This window comes from Caballeronia glebae, from assembly GCF_001545035.1.
Taxonomy (GTDB): domain Bacteria; phylum Pseudomonadota; class Gammaproteobacteria; order Burkholderiales; family Burkholderiaceae; genus Caballeronia; species Caballeronia glebae.
On the sequence record NZ_FCOJ02000026.1, the window covers coordinates 19,353 to 35,359 of the forward strand.

Sequence of the window (16,007 nt, forward strand, 5' to 3'; positions counted from 1 at the left end):
CGATTGCATGAAATCAAAGTGAAATGCCGGTGATGGCATGTATTGTGCCTTTGTAGCGTTCGACGACATTCTTTTCGTCGAATTCGCTGGCGACTTTTTCGCGGCCGCGCCGGGCCATCGCCGCGCGCTCTTCGGCGGGGAGCGTCAGCATGCGTTCGAGCGCTTCGGTCAGGCTGTCCGCGTTCTTCACCTCGCAGAGCAGGCCGTTCACGCCGTCCTCGACCACTTCGCGGCAACCGGGAACGTCGGTGGCGACGATCGGGCGGCCCATCGCCGAGGCTTCCATCAGCGTGCGCGGCACGCCTTCGCGATACGACGGCAGCACGACGCAATCCGCCGCCGCGACGAGCGGCCGCACGTCGTTCGCTTCGCCGAGATATTCGACGATATTCTCGGCTTCCCACTTCTGCACGTCGGTGCGGCCGATCGCGCTCGGATTGTCGACGCCGACCGGCCCGAGCAACTGGAAACGCGCGTGCGGAAACTTCGCGCGGATTCTGCGCGCGGCTTCGACATATTCCGCCACGCCTTTATCCCACAAGAGCCGGCCGATCAGGATGAACACGAAGTCCTCGCGCGCGGGCAGCGGCGCGAAAGCGAATTCGTCGAGATCGACACCCTCGCCGTGCAGACGCCGCGCGCGATCCGGATGCGCGAGCAGATTTTCGTGCAGGAAGGCTTCGTGATCGTCGCGATTCAGGAACCAGACTTCGCGCGGAAAGCGGAACGCGAAACGGTACAGCCGCTTCGCGACCTGCGCCGTGCGGCTCTTCTGGATGAAGACGTAGCCGAGACCGGTCGTCACGGCGATGGACGGCACGCGCGCGAGCATCGCGGCGAGCGAGCCGTAGATGTTCGGCTTGATCGTGTAATGAAACACGATATGCGGGCGGGTCGCGCGATATTCGCGATAGAGCGCGGCGAGCGTCTTCAGATCCTGACGCGGGTCCGTGCCCTTCGATGCGACAGGCAACTCGACGCAGCGGCAGCCCATTTCGGTGAGCGGCTCGAAGGTGCGGTCGCGCGGCGCGATGATCGTCACTTGCGCGCCGCGCGCGGTCAGCATGCGCAGCACGCCTTGCCGGTAGGTGTAGATCGCCCACGCCGTGTTGCACACGAGGGCGATGCGAAGATTCGACTTTTCTTTCGTCATCCGGAATTCAGGGTTCGACGGCGTCCATCGCGACATGCATCGCGCGGATTCGCCGTGCGCTCAACTAGAACAAGCAATATTTTCACGCGGAGGATGCGCTCTTCAGCAAGCGCGCCTTCAGTCCACGCAACGCGCGATACGGCAAAACGAGATGCGCGACGCTCTTCGCCACGCCCGCCCAGTCGAGCGGATTCGTCACGCGCAAATGGCGCAGTTGCAGACGCAGCGTCGAGATCACTTGCGTGCGCCGCTTCGTCGCGCTGATGCCGCTCTCGTTCAGCTCGTAGAAGAGACCGAACTCGGGCAGGTTCGCGCCGTCGTGCCGCTGCATCAAACGCAGAATCAGATCGAGATCCTCGGCGGCGCGATACTGCGCGCGATAGTTGCCCGCGTCGATCACGGCATCGATGCGCAGCATCAGCGACGGATGCGTGAAGCACGTGCGCGCGAGCATCGTGCGGCGGATCGCGCCGGGCTCGGTGGGCGGCGTGAGATCGAAGAGCGGCGCGCCTTCGGTCGATACGACATGCGTCCACATGCCCACGACCGCGACGCGCGGATGCGCCTCCATATACGTGCGCTGCTTCGCGAGCCGCGCGGGCGTCGCGAGATCGCCTGCGTCGATGCGCGCCGCGTAACGCATGCCGCGCGCGTCGAGCGCGGCGATGCCCGCTTCGAGCGCGCGCTCGATGCCGCCGTTCTTCGGCATGCGCAGAATCTCGATCTTCATGCCGTCGATGGCGGGCGCGACGATCGGCGGCACGCTGCCGTCGTCGACGATCAGCACGTTCACCGTCGACGTTTCCCGGAACGACGCGAGCGTGCGTTCGACATCGGCCTGACCGTTGAACGCGGGCATCAGCACGGCGACATCGTGGAGTTCGTTCATGCGCGCAGCCGCAAGCGAATGTAGTAGAAGTTCACCGACGCCGCCGCGACATAACCCGCCGCGAGCCCGATGAGCGCGCCATAGCCTTCGATGCGCGGGATCGCGAACCAGTTCACCACGAACGCGACCGCGAGCGCGAAGAGCCATTTCGACAACAGCACGTACTTGGCCTGATATTTCAGCACGACGAGATTGCCGATCGCCTCGATGCCCGCCGGCACCGAAAGCCACACGGCCCAGCGAAAAATGTCCGCCGCGCCCGCATAGTTCGGCCCGAACACGCGCGCGATGATGAAGCCCGCGAGCGCATCGAGGACGGCCGCGCCCGCGATCATCAGCACGGTGGTCATCGCGAAAAGACGAACGAGATTGCGCCTGAGCCGCGCGGTTTCCTGCACGCGATAAACGAACGCCGGCGCGATGGTTTGCGAGAGCATCAGCGCGAGCGCGATCCAGTTCTCGTTCAATTGCAGCGCGGCGGAGTAAAGCCCGAGTTCCGCGAACGACACGCGATGCGCGAGCATCAGCCGGTCGAGTTTCAGGAACAGATACATGCAGATGAGGCCGAGCCAGAACACCGTGCCCGCGCTCGCGAAATGTCTGAACAGTGCGCGATCGAAGCGCCAGCCCAGCTTGCCGCCGTGACGACGCATGTAGTACACGACGAGCGCGACGCTGATCGCCGCGGCTTCGAGCGCCCAGAGCCAGCCGAAGGCGAACGGCGCGGCCGCCGCGCGCACGAGCGCGAAGACGAGCGCCGCCTTGACGATGGCCGCCGCCATGCTCGCGATGAGCTGCGGCTTGCTGTAGGTGAGACTTTGCAGCCACGAATTGACGACGCCGATGAACGGCTCGCGAAAGAGCATCGTGACGGCTAAGCCCGCGAGCATCAGTCCGACCATCGGATCGGTGCCGCCCGCCGCAATCCAGATCCACGTCACGCAAAGCGCGACGATCGAGACGCCCATGCGCAGCACGAACGCGCTGCCGAGCGCCGCGCCGGTGTCGGCGCCCGCGCGTTTGACGATCGTCGGCACGAGAATTTCCGCGCCGCAGACCCAGGTGATCGGCGCGATCACGAGCAGCAGTGTGTTCGCGTATTGCCATTTGCCGAAGTCGTCCGGACCGAGATAGCGCGCGAGCAAACCCGAAATGACGATGGCCACCGCGATCTGCGTGAGCCGCTCCAGCCCGAGCCAGACAATGTTGGCGAGCGCGCGGGCGACGTCCGGATTGCCGGAGCGCGTCAACGCCTTCATGCGGCGAATCCCGCCGCGCGGCCGGGCATGACGCGTGCTACCCGAGCCTGAACGCCTCGTGCAAACGGGCGACCCGTCGAGATTTGTGTGTTTGCACGCAGACTTGCCTCATTCGAAGGCATCGAGGCTAAAGAGCGTTTGAGCATTGGATTAGAATGAACGCGCAGGCTTGAACTGGGTTTGTCCCAGCACGCGCGCAACCGCGAGAGCGCCGAAAGACAGCGATTATAAGTGCGATCCGCGGCCCGCCCGCTGCTCCGGTTTTGCATCCATTTGCTTCCAATTGTTTCTTTCGCACCGATTTGACAGACGCATAGGCAGAATTCGAAACGTCATCTGGCAGTCGTTCGCGCGCTCGGCACGTTGCACAGGCGCGCCAATCGTCACGACCTGCATGCCCTCATGGCTGCATCGCCGAGAAACCATCAATTAATAGACAAGAGGTAGCCATCTCATGAGCCAAATTTCCCAATCCATCTTCAAGGCCTACGACATTCGCGGCATCGTGGGCAAGACGGTCGACACGGACGTCGCGAAGAGCATCGGCCAGTCATTCGGCAGCGAGATCAAAAAGCAGGGCGGCGACTCGGTCGTGGTCGCGCGCGACGGCCGGCTCTCCGGTCCCGAACTCGTCGGCGCGCTCTCGGATGGCCTGCGCGCGGCGGGCGTCGATGTCGTCGATATCGGCATGGTGCCGACGCCGGTCGGCTACTTCGCGGCGAGCGTGCCGCTGCCGTTGCCTTCGGGCGAGCGGCGCGTGGATTCGTGCATCGTCGTGACGGGCAGCCACAATCCGCCCGACTACAACGGCTTCAAAATGGTGCTGCGCGGCGCGGCGATCTACGGCGAGCAGATTCAGGGCTTGTACAAGCGCATCGTCGATAGCGACTTCACGACGGGCGAAGGCACGTACACCGAATTCGACGTGTCGCAGATGTATCTCGACCGCATTGTGTCGGACGTGAAGCCGGTGCGCCCGCTGAAGATCGTCGTCGATACGGGCAACGGCGTCGCGGGCGATCTCGCGCCGCGTCTATTCAAGATGCTCGGCTGCGAACTAGTCGAGCTCTTCACGGACATCGACGGCAACTTCCCGAACCATCATCCGGACCCGGCGCATCCGGAAAATCTGCAGGACGTCATCAAGGCGCTCAAGGAAACCGACGCGGAAATTGGCTTCGCGTTCGACGGCGACGGCGACCGTCTCGGCGTCGTCACGAAAGACGGGCAGGTCATCTATCCGGATCGCCAGTTGATGCTGTTCGCGCAAGAAGTCCTGTCGCGCAACAAGGGCGGCCAGATCATTTATGACGTGAAGTGCACGCGCAATCTCGCGAAATGGGTGCGCGAGCAGGGCGGCGAGCCGGTCATGTGGAAGACGGGCCACTCGCTCGTGAAGGCGAAGCTGCGCGAAACCGGCGCGCCGCTCGCGGGCGAAATGAGCGGCCACGTGTTCTTCAAGGATCGCTGGTACGGCTTCGACGACGGCCTGTACACGGGCGCGCGCATGCTCGAAATCCTCTCGCGCGTGGCGGACCCGAGCAAGCTGCTCAACGATCTGCCGAATTCGCTTTCCACGCCCGAGCTGCAACTGAAGCTGGAGGAAGGCGAGAACTTCGAACTCATCGCGCGTCTGCAGAAATCGGCGAAGTTCACCGGCGCGGACGACGTGCTGACCATCGACGGTTTGCGCGTGGAATATCCCGATGGATTCGGGCTTGCGCGCTCGTCGAACACGACGCCGGTCGTCGTGATGCGTTTCGAGGCGGACAACGACGCGGCGTTGAAGCGCATTCAGGAGGATTTTCGCCGGGTGATTCTGGCGGAGAAACCGGACGCGAAGTTGCCGTTCTGAGTCTCGCGGGCGTCGCGGATGCCCGATGAAAAGCGGCGCGATTCAAACCGGTCGCGCCGTTTTTTTTGGCTTCATCGAGCTTATCCGACGCGCGCGCCGCGCTAAAATCGCCGTTTCCCTGCTCATTGCGCCTCGCCGTCCGCGCCTTTCCCTCCCAGCGTGCAAAAGATCCTGATCGTCCGCGTGTCGTCGCTCGGCGACGTCGTTCACAACATGCCGGCCATCGCCGACATCCGCCGCCGCTATCCCGATGCGCAGATCGACTGGCTCGTCGAGGAAAGCTTCGCGAGTCTCGTCGAACTGGTGCACGGCGTGCGCCGCGCGATTCCGTTCTCGCTCAGGCGCTGGCGCAAGGGGTTCGTATCGCCGGCCAACTGGCGCGAGATCGGCAAGTTCAAGCGCGCGCTCGCCGCCGAAAAATACGATCTCGTGATCGACTGTCAGGGGCTCATCAAGACCGCCTGGGTCGCGCGTTGGGCGCGCGGGCCGCTGGTCGGCCTCGGCAACCGCACGGAGGGCGCGGGCTACGAATGGCCGGTGCGCTTCTTCTACGACCGGCGCGTGCCGATCGAGCCGCGCACGCACGTGGTCGAGCGCACGCGGCAGCTCGTGGCGGCGGCGCTCGATCTGCCCAGGCCGCAAACGAGCGACGACATCGACTTCGGCCTCGACACGCGCCGCGCGACGCTCGCCGTCTCCGCGCTCGGGCTGAATCTGCCGGTGCCTTACGTCGTGTTCGCGCACGCCACCTCGCGCGCCGACAAGCAATGGCCCGAAGCCGCGTGGATCGAACTGGGCCAGGCGCTCGTCACGCGCGGCGCGTCGATCGTGCTGCCGTGGGGCAGCGACGCCGAACGCGCGACGAGCGAAAAGCTCGCGAAGGAATTCGGCGCGGCCGCGATTGTGCCGCCGAAGCTCTCGCTGCCGGCGGTGGTCGGCCTGATCGACGGGGCCGCTGCGACCGTCGGCGTCGATACCGGTCTGGTGCATATTGCCGCGGCGCTGAAGCGTCCGACCGTCGAGTTGTACAATTTCTCGACCTCATGGCGCACTGGCGGCTACTGGTCGCCGAACGTCGTCAATCTCGGCGACGCAAGCCGGCATCCGACGCTTTCCGAAGTCAAGTCCGCGCTCGCGGGCTTCGGCCTGCTGTAGCGGTTTCATCGCGCGCGCCACCGTGCGCGTGCAACTCAAGGTCGTAGACACATGACGGAATCTCAAATCATCGAAGTCGCCTCGGGCGATTGGCAAGGCAGGAATTTGTCCGTGCCGCGCGAGACGCTGCTCGCCGGCGTCGAAAACGGCAAGGTGCTGTATTTCCCCAATCTGCATTTTCCGATCGAAGGCGGCGAACGCTCGCTGCTCGATCCGAAAATCGCAGACCCGAAGCGCAAGAACATCAGCCTCGCGCCCAACGGCGGCACGTTGAACGGCGTGCTCGGCGACGACGTGATGCAGTCGGCGGTGCGCTCGCTCATCAAGCGTTATCAGGATCACGCGCGCTCGCTCGTCGACGGACTCTTTCCCGAATACGACGGCAAGCTGCGCGTCGCGCCCACGAGTCTGCGCCTGCGTCAGGTCGAAACGCGCGAAACCTCCTGGCGCAAGGACGACGCGCGTCTTCACGTCGACGCCTTTCCTTCGCGGCCGACTCACGGCGAGCGCATCCTGCGCGTGTTCACGAACATCAACCCGCAAGGCGCGCCGCGCGTCTGGCGTGTCGGCGAGCCGTTCGAGGACATGGCGAAGCGTTTCTTGCCCGGCATCAAGACGCAGGCGCCCGGTTCCGCGTGGCTCATGAATCTGCTGCACATCACGAAGTCGCCGCGCTCCGAGTACGACCATCTGATGCTGCATCTGCATGACGCGATGAAAGCCGATCTCGACTATCAGAAGAATTCGCCGCAGGAGACCATGCCGTTTCCGCCCGGCTCGGTGTGGGTCTGCTACTCCGATCACGCCTCGCATGCGGTGATGTCCGGTCAGTTCATGATGGAACAGACCTTCTTTTTACCCGTCAAGGCGATGGCGCGCCCCGATTGCGCGCCGCTCGGCATTCTTGAGCGCCTGAAGGGTAAGGCGCTCGTTTGAGCGCCGCCGCGTCTCCTGGCGCATCGGCTTCCGTGCTGAGGCTCGTCTACCGCGCGCTCTGGTGGATCGTCGCGCCGCTCGCGGTGCTGCGGCTCTATGTCCGTTCGCGCAAGGAGCGCGGTTATCGCGAGCATATCGGCGAACGATTCGGGCGCATCGCGCCGCGCCGCGCCGACGATCTCGCGCCGCTCATCTGGGTGCATGCGGTGTCCGTCGGTGAAACGCGCGCGGCGCAACCGCTCATCGACGCGCTGATGAAGGCGCATCCCGAAGCGCGCGTGCTGCTCACGCACATGACGCCGAGCGGCCGCGCGACCGGCGTCGAGCTGTTCGGCGATCGCGTGCTACGCGGCTATCTTCCCTACGATCTGCCGGTGCTCGTGCGACGCTTTCTGCGCGCGTGGCGGCCGTCGCTCGGCATCGTGATGGAGACCGAAGTCTGGCCGACGCTCATCGACGAATGCCGGCGCGCCGACGTGCCGCTCGTGCTGACGAACGCGCGCATGTCGGAGCGTTCGTACCGGCGCGCGACGAAGTTCGGGCGCGCGGCGCGCGAAGTGTTCGGCGGTTTTTCGCGCGTGCTCGCGCAGACGCCGTCCGATGCGGAGCGGCTCACCGCGCTCGGCGCGCGCAATGTCGCCGTGCTGGGCAATCTGAAGTTCGACATGACCGCGCCGCCCGAACTGGTCGCGCGCGGTCAGGCGTGGCGCGCGGCGATCGGCGAGCGGCCCGTTTGGGTCGCGGCGAGCACGCGCGAGGGCGAGGAGACGCTGGTGCTGCGCGCGTTCGCCGCGCTCAATGTGCCCGACGCGTTGCTGATTCTGGTGCCGCGTCATCCGCAGCGTTTCGACGAAGTGTCGGCGCTGATCGCGAGTCTTGGGCTCACCAGCGCGCGCCGTTCGGTGTGGGCGCCGAAGCCCGTCGCGGCGGGATCGGGCGCGGACGTGCCGGAGCCGTTGCCGGCGAACGTGCAGGTCTTGCTCGGCGACTCGATGGGCGAACTCGGCGCGTATTACGCGGCGGCGGATCTGGCGTTCATCGGCGGAAGTCTGTTGCCGCTCGGCGGGCAGAATTTGATCGAAGCGTGCGCGGCGGGCGTGCCGGTGCTGATCGGCCCGCACACCTTCAACTTCACGCAGGCGACCAACGACGCGATCGCGGCGGGCGCTGCGTTGCGCGTGCAGGACCCGCAGGAGCTTGCGCGCGGGCTGCGCGAAATTTTCAGCGACAAGGCGCGGCGTCTCGCGATGAGCGCGGCGGCTTCGGCGTTCGCGGCGCGGCATCGCGGCGCGACGGAACGGACCGTAAGCGTGCTGAGCGCGCTGCTCGAAGAGGAAGGCGACGCGGCGAAGTAAGCGCGGCGCTATCTCGCCGCTTTCTACCGCAAATCATCTGACAAAAACAGTTAATCCGCCGACAAAACTCGGGTTGAACGTCAAAAAACTTCGGAGGATACTGAACTCCCCGAGCCGGTCCCCTCGAACGGACAAGAAGTGGCCGGATGCCTGCGAACGTGCTTCCAATTCTCTTTTCGAGGACGCGCATGCAAGACCTCATCAAGTCCGTCGTCAAAGACATGATGCCGCCAGGACTGTTGCGCCTGCTGCGGCCATCACCGGGACCGGCCGACGCATGGGGCACCGTCCGCTACGGCGCGCACGGTCTCGTTCTGCCGGGCAACCGGCGTTTCGAATACCGGCCTTGCCCGGCGGATCGTTCGGTCTGCAGGCAAATCTTCTTTCTGCGCGAATACGCGACAGATCATCTCCGTCGCGCGCGGGAAATCGCGTCGTTCTACGAAGCTTGCGAAAATCCGCTGATCGTCGATGCGGGCGCGAATATCGGCGCGGCCGCCGTGTGGTACGCGCTTACGTATCCGAAGGCGAAAATCGTGGCCATCGAGCCGGACATATCGAATTTCGCGCTGCTCAAAAAGAACGCGCAGGCGTTTCCGTCGATCACGCCGTTGAACGCGGCGATCGCGGCCAGGCGCGGCACGCTGTATCTCAACGATCCGGGCGGAGGCGAGTGGGCGTTCCGCACGGCCGAGCAGCCCGTGGAGAAGGGTTATGCCGTCGAAGCCCTAACGCTCGAAGACGTCATGCCGGCATCGGGCGTGACGCCGTTCATCCTCAAGATCGATATCGAAGGCGCGGAGTCGGACCTGTTTTCGCGCCATTGCGATGCGTTGAACATGTTTCCGGTCGTCATGATCGAACTGCACGACTGGATGCTTCCCGGCGAATCGAACAGCCGCAACTTCCTGCAATGGCACGTCGAGATGAAGCGCGACTTCGTGCAGGTGGGCGAGAACGCGGTCTCCATTTCCAATTCGATCGCGCTGACGTAGCGTTTCTTTCTTCGCGTTTCAGGCGAGCAACAGCCCCTTCTTCTCGATGAAGCGCACGACTTCGTCGAGCCCTTCGAGCGCCTTCAGATTGCACATGACGAAGGGCCGCTCGCCGCGCATCTTCTTCGCGTCGCTCGCCATGATGTCGAGATTCGCGCCCACATAGGGCGCGAGATCGGTCTTGTTGATGACGAGCAAATCCGACTTCGTGATGCCCGGCCCGCCCTTGCGCGGAATCTTCTCGCCGCCCGCGACATCGATCACATAGATGGTCAGATCGGAGAGTTCCGGGCTGAAGGTCGCCGCGAGGTTATCGCCGCCCGATTCGATGAAGACGATATCGGCATCCGGAAACTTCGACACCATGCGATCGACGGCTTCGAGATTGATCGACGCGTCCTCGCGAATCGCCGTATGCGGGCAGCCGCCCGTCTCCACGCCCATGATGCGCTCGGCCGGCAGCGCGCCCGCGACGGTCAGCAAACGCTGATCTTCCTTCGTGTAGATATCGTTGGTGATGGCGACGAGATCGTATTTCTCGCGCATCGCCTTGCAGAGCATTTCGAGCAGCGTGGTCTTGCCGGAGCCGACCGGCCCGCCGACGCCGACGCGCAACGGCGGCAGTTTCTTGGTTCGGCGAGCGGCGGAAGAGTAAGCGGGAGCGTTCATGGAATGTCGGTTCAGGAGCGGAAAAGCCGCGAATATTGCGATTCGTGCCGCGCGGACAAAACGCCGAGCTGCGGCGCAAACGTGTTGATCTGTTGAGGCGTCGTGTCGAGCGCGCGGCGCACGGCGGCCTCGATCGGCTCGCGCAACGCGACGATGATGCGCTGTCCCGCGAGCTGGCCGAGCGGCACCGCCTTGAGCGCGGCGGCCGCCTGATTCTCGACCCAGCTAAACGCGTAGGCCGCGAGCGCAGCATCCGGCGCGGCATCGTGCGCGAACGCGGCGAAGGCGAAGGCGGTCGTCTGCGCGATGGGTTTGATCGCGGCGAGCGTCGCGCGGCGTGCTTCGTCGCCCCATTCGAGCGATGCGCACAACTGCGCGAGCGACCAGCCCATCTGTTCCGTTTCGCGTCGGAGTTCCGCCGATTCGCGGCTCGCGAGGTATTCATCGTTCGCGGCTTTCAACGCGGATTCATCGTGCGAACGCCAATGTTCGATCTGATGCGCGAGCATCGGCAATTCGCCGCGCGCGAGCACATTGGCGAGGCCGCCCGCGATCCAGTCGCGCGCGCTGTCGCCGTCGTGAATCAGGCCGTGCTCGATCGCCGCTTCGAGTCCTTGCGAATAGCTGAACGCGCCGATCGGCAAGGCCGGAGACGCGAGATGCAATAGCGCGGTGAGCTCAGCGATGCGCATGGCCGTGGTGGTGATGATCGTGCCCGCACGACGAGTGATCGTGGTCATGCGAATGATCGTGCCCGTGATGCTCATCGAAGACCTTCTGCGCGAGCGCGTAGTCTTCGCTGAAGGTTTCGTCGTGCCCGTGCTTGTGTCCGCCGCCATACGCGCCCGTTTCGGGCTGGAACGGCTGCGATTCGCGCGCGACGAGCACGGCGAGGCGCTTGAGCATGTCTTCGAGCACGGGATCGGCTTCGAGCTTCAGATAGTCCGCGCCGACTTCGACAGGCGTATGCCGGTTGCCGAGATGGTAAGCCGCGCGCGTGAGCAGGCGCACGCTCGGCGCGCGCACGATCAGCACGTCCTCCGCCGCCGCGACGACGCGCACGAAGCCGCCGTCATCGGCGACGAGCATGTCGCCGTCAGCGAGCACGGTGCCGCGCGGCATCACGAGGGCGACTTCCTCGCCATTGTCGAGCGTCGCGGCGAGCCGGCTCTTGCAGCGCGCATCGAAAGGAAGAGTCAGGGTGGGCGCGCGCTTGACGAGCACGGGCGCGAGCTTGGCGGTCAGACGTTTGTCGATGGTACGCATGGCGGCTCAGAAGAGGAAATAGCGCTGCGCCATCGGCAGAACGGTGGCGGGGTCGCAGGTGAGCAATTGTCCGTCGGCGATCACCTGATAGGTCTGCGGATCGACGCTGATGGACGGCTGCCATGCATTGTGAATCATGTCGGCCTTCGTCACATTTCGGCAGTTCTTCACCGCTACGATCTGCTTCTGCAGGCCGTAACGATCGGCGATGCGCGCTTCCATCGCCATTTGCGATACGAATGTCAGCGATGTCTTGCCGAGCGCGCCGCCGCGCGTCGCGAACATCTCGCGATAGTGCACCGGCTGCGGTGTCGGAATCGATGCGTTCGGGTCGCCCATCTGCGCGACCGCGATCATGCCGCCCTTGACGATCATCGCGGGCTTCACGCCGAAGAACGCGGGTTCCCAGAACACGAGATCGGCCCACTTGCCCGGCTCGATGGACCCGACTTCATGCGCGATACCGTGCGTGATCGCCGGATTGATCGTGTACTTCGCGACGTAGCGTTTCGCGCGGAAGTTGTCGTTGCGCGCGTTGTCCGCCTTTTTGTCTTCCGGCAATGCGCCGCGCTGCACTTTCATCTTGTGCGCCGTCTGCCACGTGCGGATGATGACTTCGCCGACGCGGCCCATCGCCTGCGAATCGGACGACAGCATCGACAATGCGCCGAGATCGTGAAGGATGTCTTCGGCCGCGATGGTCTCGCGACGAATCCGCGATTCCGCGAACGCGATATCTTCCGCAATCGACGGATCGAGGTGATGGCACACCATCAGCATGTCGAGATGTTCGTCGAGCGTGTTGACGGTGTAGGGGCGCGTCGGGTTGGTGGAAGAGGGCAGCACGTTCGATTCGCCCGCCACCTTGATGATGTCGGGCGCATGGCCGCCGCCCGCGCCTTCCGTGTGATACGTGTGGATCGTGCGGCCCTTGAACGCGGCGATGGTCGTCTCCACGAAGCCCGCTTCGTTCAGTGTGTCCGTGTGGATGGCGACCTGCGTGTCGGTGTCGTCGGCGACCGAGAGGCAGTTGTCGATTGCGGCGGGCGTCGTGCCCCAGTCCTCGTGCAGCTTCAGACCGATCGCGCCTGCTTTTACTTGCTCGATCAGCGGCTCGGGCAAGCTCGCGTTGCCCTTGCCGAGAAAGCCGAGATTGACCGGCCAGCCATCGGCGGCCTGCAGCATGCGCTCCATGTGCCACGGGCCGGGCGTGCAGGTCGTCGCGTTGGTGCCGGTGGCGGGGCCGGTGCCGCCGCCGAGCATCGTCGTGACGCCGCTCGCGAGCGCTTCGTCGATCTGCTGCGGGCTGATGAAGTGGATGTGCGTATCCACGCCGCCCGCCGTCACGATCATGCCTTCGCCCGCGATCACTTCCGTCGCCGCGCCGATCGCGATGTTCACGTTCGGCTGGATATCCGGATTGCCCGCCTTGCCGATGGCGAAGATGCGTCCGCCCTTCATGCCGATATCCGCCTTCACGATGCCCCAGTGATCGAGGATCAGCGCATTGGTCACGACCGTGTCGACCACGTCGGCGGAAGAGCGTTGCGACTGGCCCATGCCGTCGCGGATCACCTTGCCGCCGCCGAATTTCACTTCTTCGCCGTAGGTGGTGAAGTCGCGCTCGACTTCGATGATGAGATCGGTGTCGGCGAGGCGCACGCGGTCGCCGGTGGTCGGGCCGAACATTTCGGCATAAGCGCGGCGGCCGATGCGTAACGTCATGTTGTTATGTCCTGTTCAGAGTGGGCCCATCACGAGGCCATTGAAGCCGTAGACGTGCCGGTCGCCCGCGAGCGCGACGAGCTCGACCGTGCGTTCCTGTCCCGGCTCGAAGCGCACGGCGGTGCCCGCCGCGATGTTCAGCCGAAAGCCGCGCGCCTTTTCGCGCTCGAACTTGAGCGCCGCGTTGACTTCGTAGAAGTGGAAGTGCGAGCCGACCTGCACGGGACGGTCGCCATGATTCGCGACCACGACCGTAACCGTCTCGCGGCCCGCGTTGAGTTCGTGCTCGCCATCGTCGATGAAATATTCGCCGGGGATCATGATTTCAGGGGATCGGATGATGAACGGTGACGAGCTTCGTGCCGTCGGGGAAGGTCGCTTCGATCTGGATGTCGGGGATCATCTCGGGCACGCCTTCCATCACGTCGTCGCGCGTGAGAAGCGTGGTGCCGTAGTGCATCACTTCGGCGACGGTCTTGCCGTCGCGCGCCGCTTCCATCAATGCAGCCGATATGAACGCGACCGCTTCCGGATAGTTGAGCTTCAGCCCGCGCGCGCGGCGGCGCTCGGCGAGCAAGGCTGCGGTGAAGACAAGCAGCTTGTCCTTTTCTCTGGGCGTGAGTTTCATGGGCTTCTTTTATGGAGAAAAGTGTTTCGGGCTTCGCAATGCTAGCACTGGAACGCCTTGATTCGAGGGCTTTCGGAAGGCTTGCGGTTCACTGGATGAAGCGCTGCAACTCCACGGTCGAGGGCCGCTCGAAGATGGCTTCCGGCACGCCCGATTCCCACACGCGCCCCTGATGCATGAACACGACCTTGTCGCTCACCTTGCGTGCAAAGCGCATTTCGTGCGTGACCATGATGAGCGTCATGCCGTCGCGCGCGAGATCTTCGACGACCGCGAGCACTTCGCCGACGAGTTCCGGATCGAGCGCCGAGGTGATTTCGTCGCACAGCAATACGGTCGGCTTCATCGCCAATGCGCGCGCGATCGCCACGCGTTGCTGCTGGCCGCCGGAAAGCTGATCGGGATAGGCATCGAACTTGTCGCCGAGGCCGACGCGTTCGAGCACCGTATGCGCGCTCGCACGCGCTTTCGCCTTGTGGATCTTCTTGACGACGGTCTGCGCGAGCATCACGTTCTCGCCGGCCGTGAGATGCGGGAAAAGGTTGTATTGCTGGAACACCATGCCGACTTTGAGACGCAGCGCGCGCAAGTCGGCATGACGCGCATCGATATGCTCGCCGTCGATTTCGATCGAACCTTCGTCGATGCTCTCCAGCCCGTTGAGCGTGCGCAACAAGGTGCTCTTGCCCGAGCCGCTTCGCCCGATGATCGACACGACCTGTCCTCGCTCGACGGCGAAGTCGATACCCTTGAGCACCTGATTCGCGCCGAACTGCTTTTGAAGGTTGCGGGTTTCAACGAGCGGCATTCCATTTCCTTTCGAGCGTGCGCGCATAGCGCGTCAGCGGATAGCAAAGCAAGAAGTAGATGCAGGCGACGAGCCCATACACGAGGAACGGCCGGAAAGTTGCATTCGAAATCATCGTGCCGGCTTTCGTGAGTTCCGTGAAGCCGATGATCGATACGAGCGCCGTGTCCTTCACCGCCTGCACCGCGAAGCCGACCGTCGGACCGACCGCGATGCGCGTTGCTTGCGGCAGGATCACGTGACGAAGCTGTTCGAGGTAGCTCATCGCGAGCGACGACGATGCTTCCCACTGTCCCTTCGACACCGCTTCGACCGCGCCGCGCCAGATTTCCGCGAGATAGGCGCTCGTGAAGAGCGTGAGGCCGACACACGCCGCGAGCCACGGCGACACGTCGATGCCGAGCAAGGGCAGGCCGAAGAACACGAGGAACAGTTGCATCAAAAGCGGCGTGCCCTGAAAGACCTGGATATAGCCTTTGACGAGCATGCGCAGCACCTGGGATTTCGACACGCGCATCACGAGCAGCGCAAAGCCGACGACGCCGCCCAGCACGAACGACACGATCGACAGCACGACCGTCCAGCGCGCCGCGAGCAACAGATTCTCGAAGATCTGCGCGAGCGTGAATTCGATCATCGCGCGGTGCTCCGGTTGTTCATCAGGAGGCGCTTGCCCATTGCGTTCAACGCGGCGCGCAGAACGAGCGCCATCACGAGATACGCGGCCGTGATGAGAAAGCACGTCTCGAACGCGCGGAAGTTGCGCGACTGGATATAGCTCGCGGCGTAGGTCAGGTCGGGCACCGAGATCTGCGATACGACCGCCGAGCCGAGCATGGTGATGACGATCTGGCTCGTCAATGCGGGGAACACTTTCGCGAGCGCCTGCGGCAACACGACATGACGAAACGTTTCGCCGCGCGACATTGCAAGCGATGACGCTGCTTCGAGATGACCCTTCGGCACGGCAGCGATGCCCGCGCGGATGATCTCGATCGAGTACGCGCCGAGATTGAGCGTCATCGCGAGAATGGCCGCCACGTATTCGCTCAGATGGATGCCGAGCGCGGGCAGGCCGAAGAACACGAAGAACAGTTGCACGATGAACGGCGTGTTGCGGACCGCCTCGACATAGCCGCCGACAATCGCCGTGAGCCACGCATGCCGGCTGTCGCGCGCGGCGGCCCCGAGCACGCCGACCGACACGCCGAGCGTCGTCGAGACGGCGGTCAGCGCGAGCGTCGTCGCCGCGCCGCTCGCGAACATGCCGGCGTATTGCGCGAGATCGGCGAATTGAAGTTCATAGGCCATACG

General features: G+C 64.2%; 17 protein-coding genes. 5 read left to right on the forward strand and 12 right to left on the reverse strand.

From position 1 onward, the window contains the following. Positions 1 to 13 precede the first annotated feature (13 nt). The 3 genes from AWB82_RS18715 to AWB82_RS18725 all read right to left on the reverse strand — a co-directional run bounded on the left by AWB82_RS18715 (position 14) and on the right by AWB82_RS18725 (position 3,301). A complete protein-coding gene (locus AWB82_RS18715) occupies positions 14 to 1,153 on the reverse strand; it encodes a glycosyltransferase family 4 protein (protein WP_086969802.1) in 1,140 nt (379 codons plus the stop codon). Positions 1,154 to 1,235: 82 nt separating this feature from the next. Then, on the reverse strand, positions 1,236 to 2,042 hold the full coding sequence (locus AWB82_RS18720) for a glycosyltransferase (protein WP_086969804.1): 807 nt from the start codon (positions 2,040 to 2,042) through the stop codon (positions 1,236 to 1,238). Further along, the gene (locus AWB82_RS18725) at positions 2,039 to 3,301 is read right to left on the reverse strand and encodes an oligosaccharide flippase family protein (RefSeq protein ID WP_086969805.1); all 1,263 of its coding nucleotides are present in this window, start codon (positions 3,299 to 3,301) and stop codon (positions 2,039 to 2,041) included. The genes AWB82_RS18720 and AWB82_RS18725 overlap by 4 nt, the downstream gene beginning before the upstream one ends. A 454-nt stretch (positions 3,302 to 3,755) precedes the next feature. Here AWB82_RS18725 and AWB82_RS18730 point away from each other — a divergent pair, with 454 nt between their 5' ends. The 5 genes from AWB82_RS18730 to AWB82_RS18750 all read left to right on the forward strand — a co-directional run bounded on the left by AWB82_RS18730 (position 3,756) and on the right by AWB82_RS18750 (position 9,597). Beyond that, on the forward strand, positions 3,756 to 5,156 hold the full coding sequence (locus tag AWB82_RS18730; RefSeq protein WP_086969807.1) for a phosphomannomutase/phosphoglucomutase: 1,401 nt from the start codon (positions 3,756 to 3,758) through the stop codon (positions 5,154 to 5,156). A 159-nt stretch (positions 5,157 to 5,315) separates the two neighbouring features. Then, positions 5,316 to 6,311, forward strand: coding sequence for a lipopolysaccharide heptosyltransferase I (gene waaC, locus AWB82_RS18735; protein WP_086969809.1), 996 nt, complete (start codon positions 5,316 to 5,318; stop codon positions 6,309 to 6,311). A gap of 51 nt (positions 6,312 to 6,362) precedes the next feature. Then, positions 6,363 to 7,247: a Kdo hydroxylase family protein gene (locus tag AWB82_RS18740; protein ID WP_086969811.1), complete on the forward strand. Its 885-nt coding sequence runs from the start codon at positions 6,363 to 6,365 to the stop codon at positions 7,245 to 7,247. Between the two features lie 32 nt (positions 7,248 to 7,279). Continuing rightward, positions 7,280 to 8,602, forward strand: a complete 1,323-nt coding sequence (gene waaA, locus AWB82_RS18745; RefSeq protein ID WP_086969917.1) for a lipid IV(A) 3-deoxy-D-manno-octulosonic acid transferase — start codon at positions 7,280 to 7,282, stop codon at positions 8,600 to 8,602. Positions 8,603 to 8,790: 188 nt separating this feature from the next. Then, the gene (locus AWB82_RS18750) at positions 8,791 to 9,597 is read left to right on the forward strand and encodes an FkbM family methyltransferase (RefSeq protein ID WP_086969918.1); all 807 of its coding nucleotides are present in this window, start codon (positions 8,791 to 8,793) and stop codon (positions 9,595 to 9,597) included. Between the two features lie 18 nt (positions 9,598 to 9,615). Here AWB82_RS18750 and ureG read toward each other — a convergent pair whose 3' ends face one another. The 9 genes from ureG to AWB82_RS18795 form a co-directional block, all read right to left on the reverse strand. Beyond that, on the reverse strand, positions 9,616 to 10,266 hold the full coding sequence (gene ureG, locus AWB82_RS18755; RefSeq protein WP_086969813.1) for an urease accessory protein UreG: 651 nt from the start codon (positions 10,264 to 10,266) through the stop codon (positions 9,616 to 9,618). An 11-nt stretch (positions 10,267 to 10,277) separates the two neighbouring features. After that, entirely contained in the window at positions 10,278 to 10,958 is a 681-nt protein-coding gene (locus tag AWB82_RS18760; RefSeq protein WP_086969815.1) for an urease accessory protein UreF, read from the reverse strand. Beyond that, the gene (gene ureE / locus AWB82_RS18765) at positions 10,945 to 11,532 is read right to left on the reverse strand and encodes an urease accessory protein UreE (protein WP_086969818.1); all 588 of its coding nucleotides are present in this window, start codon (positions 11,530 to 11,532) and stop codon (positions 10,945 to 10,947) included. Before ureE ends, AWB82_RS18760 begins: the two co-directional genes overlap by 14 nt. A 6-nt stretch (positions 11,533 to 11,538) precedes the next feature. Continuing rightward, positions 11,539 to 13,257 carry an urease subunit alpha gene (ureC, locus tag AWB82_RS18770; protein ID WP_086969820.1) on the reverse strand — a complete coding sequence of 573 codons (1,719 nt, stop codon included), beginning with the start codon at positions 13,255 to 13,257 and terminating at the stop codon, positions 11,539 to 11,541. A 15-nt stretch (positions 13,258 to 13,272) separates the two neighbouring features. Further along, entirely contained in the window at positions 13,273 to 13,578 is a 306-nt protein-coding gene (locus AWB82_RS18775; RefSeq protein ID WP_061121130.1) for an urease subunit beta, read from the reverse strand. A gap of 4 nt (positions 13,579 to 13,582) precedes the next feature. After that, a complete protein-coding gene (gene ureA / locus AWB82_RS18780; RefSeq protein ID WP_086969822.1) occupies positions 13,583 to 13,885 on the reverse strand; it encodes an urease subunit gamma in 303 nt (100 codons plus the stop codon). Positions 13,886 to 13,973: 88 nt separating this feature from the next. Continuing rightward, the gene (locus tag AWB82_RS18785) at positions 13,974 to 14,693 is read right to left on the reverse strand and encodes an amino acid ABC transporter ATP-binding protein (RefSeq protein WP_086969824.1); all 720 of its coding nucleotides are present in this window, start codon (positions 14,691 to 14,693) and stop codon (positions 13,974 to 13,976) included. After that, positions 14,680 to 15,330 carry an amino acid ABC transporter permease gene (locus tag AWB82_RS18790; protein ID WP_086969827.1) on the reverse strand — a complete coding sequence of 217 codons (651 nt, stop codon included), beginning with the start codon at positions 15,328 to 15,330 and terminating at the stop codon, positions 14,680 to 14,682. The genes AWB82_RS18785 and AWB82_RS18790 overlap by 14 nt, the downstream gene beginning before the upstream one ends. Next, positions 15,327 to 16,004, reverse strand: coding sequence for an amino acid ABC transporter permease (locus AWB82_RS18795; protein ID WP_086969829.1), 678 nt, complete (start codon positions 16,002 to 16,004; stop codon positions 15,327 to 15,329). The genes AWB82_RS18790 and AWB82_RS18795 overlap by 4 nt, the downstream gene beginning before the upstream one ends. Positions 16,005 to 16,007 lie beyond the last annotated feature (3 nt).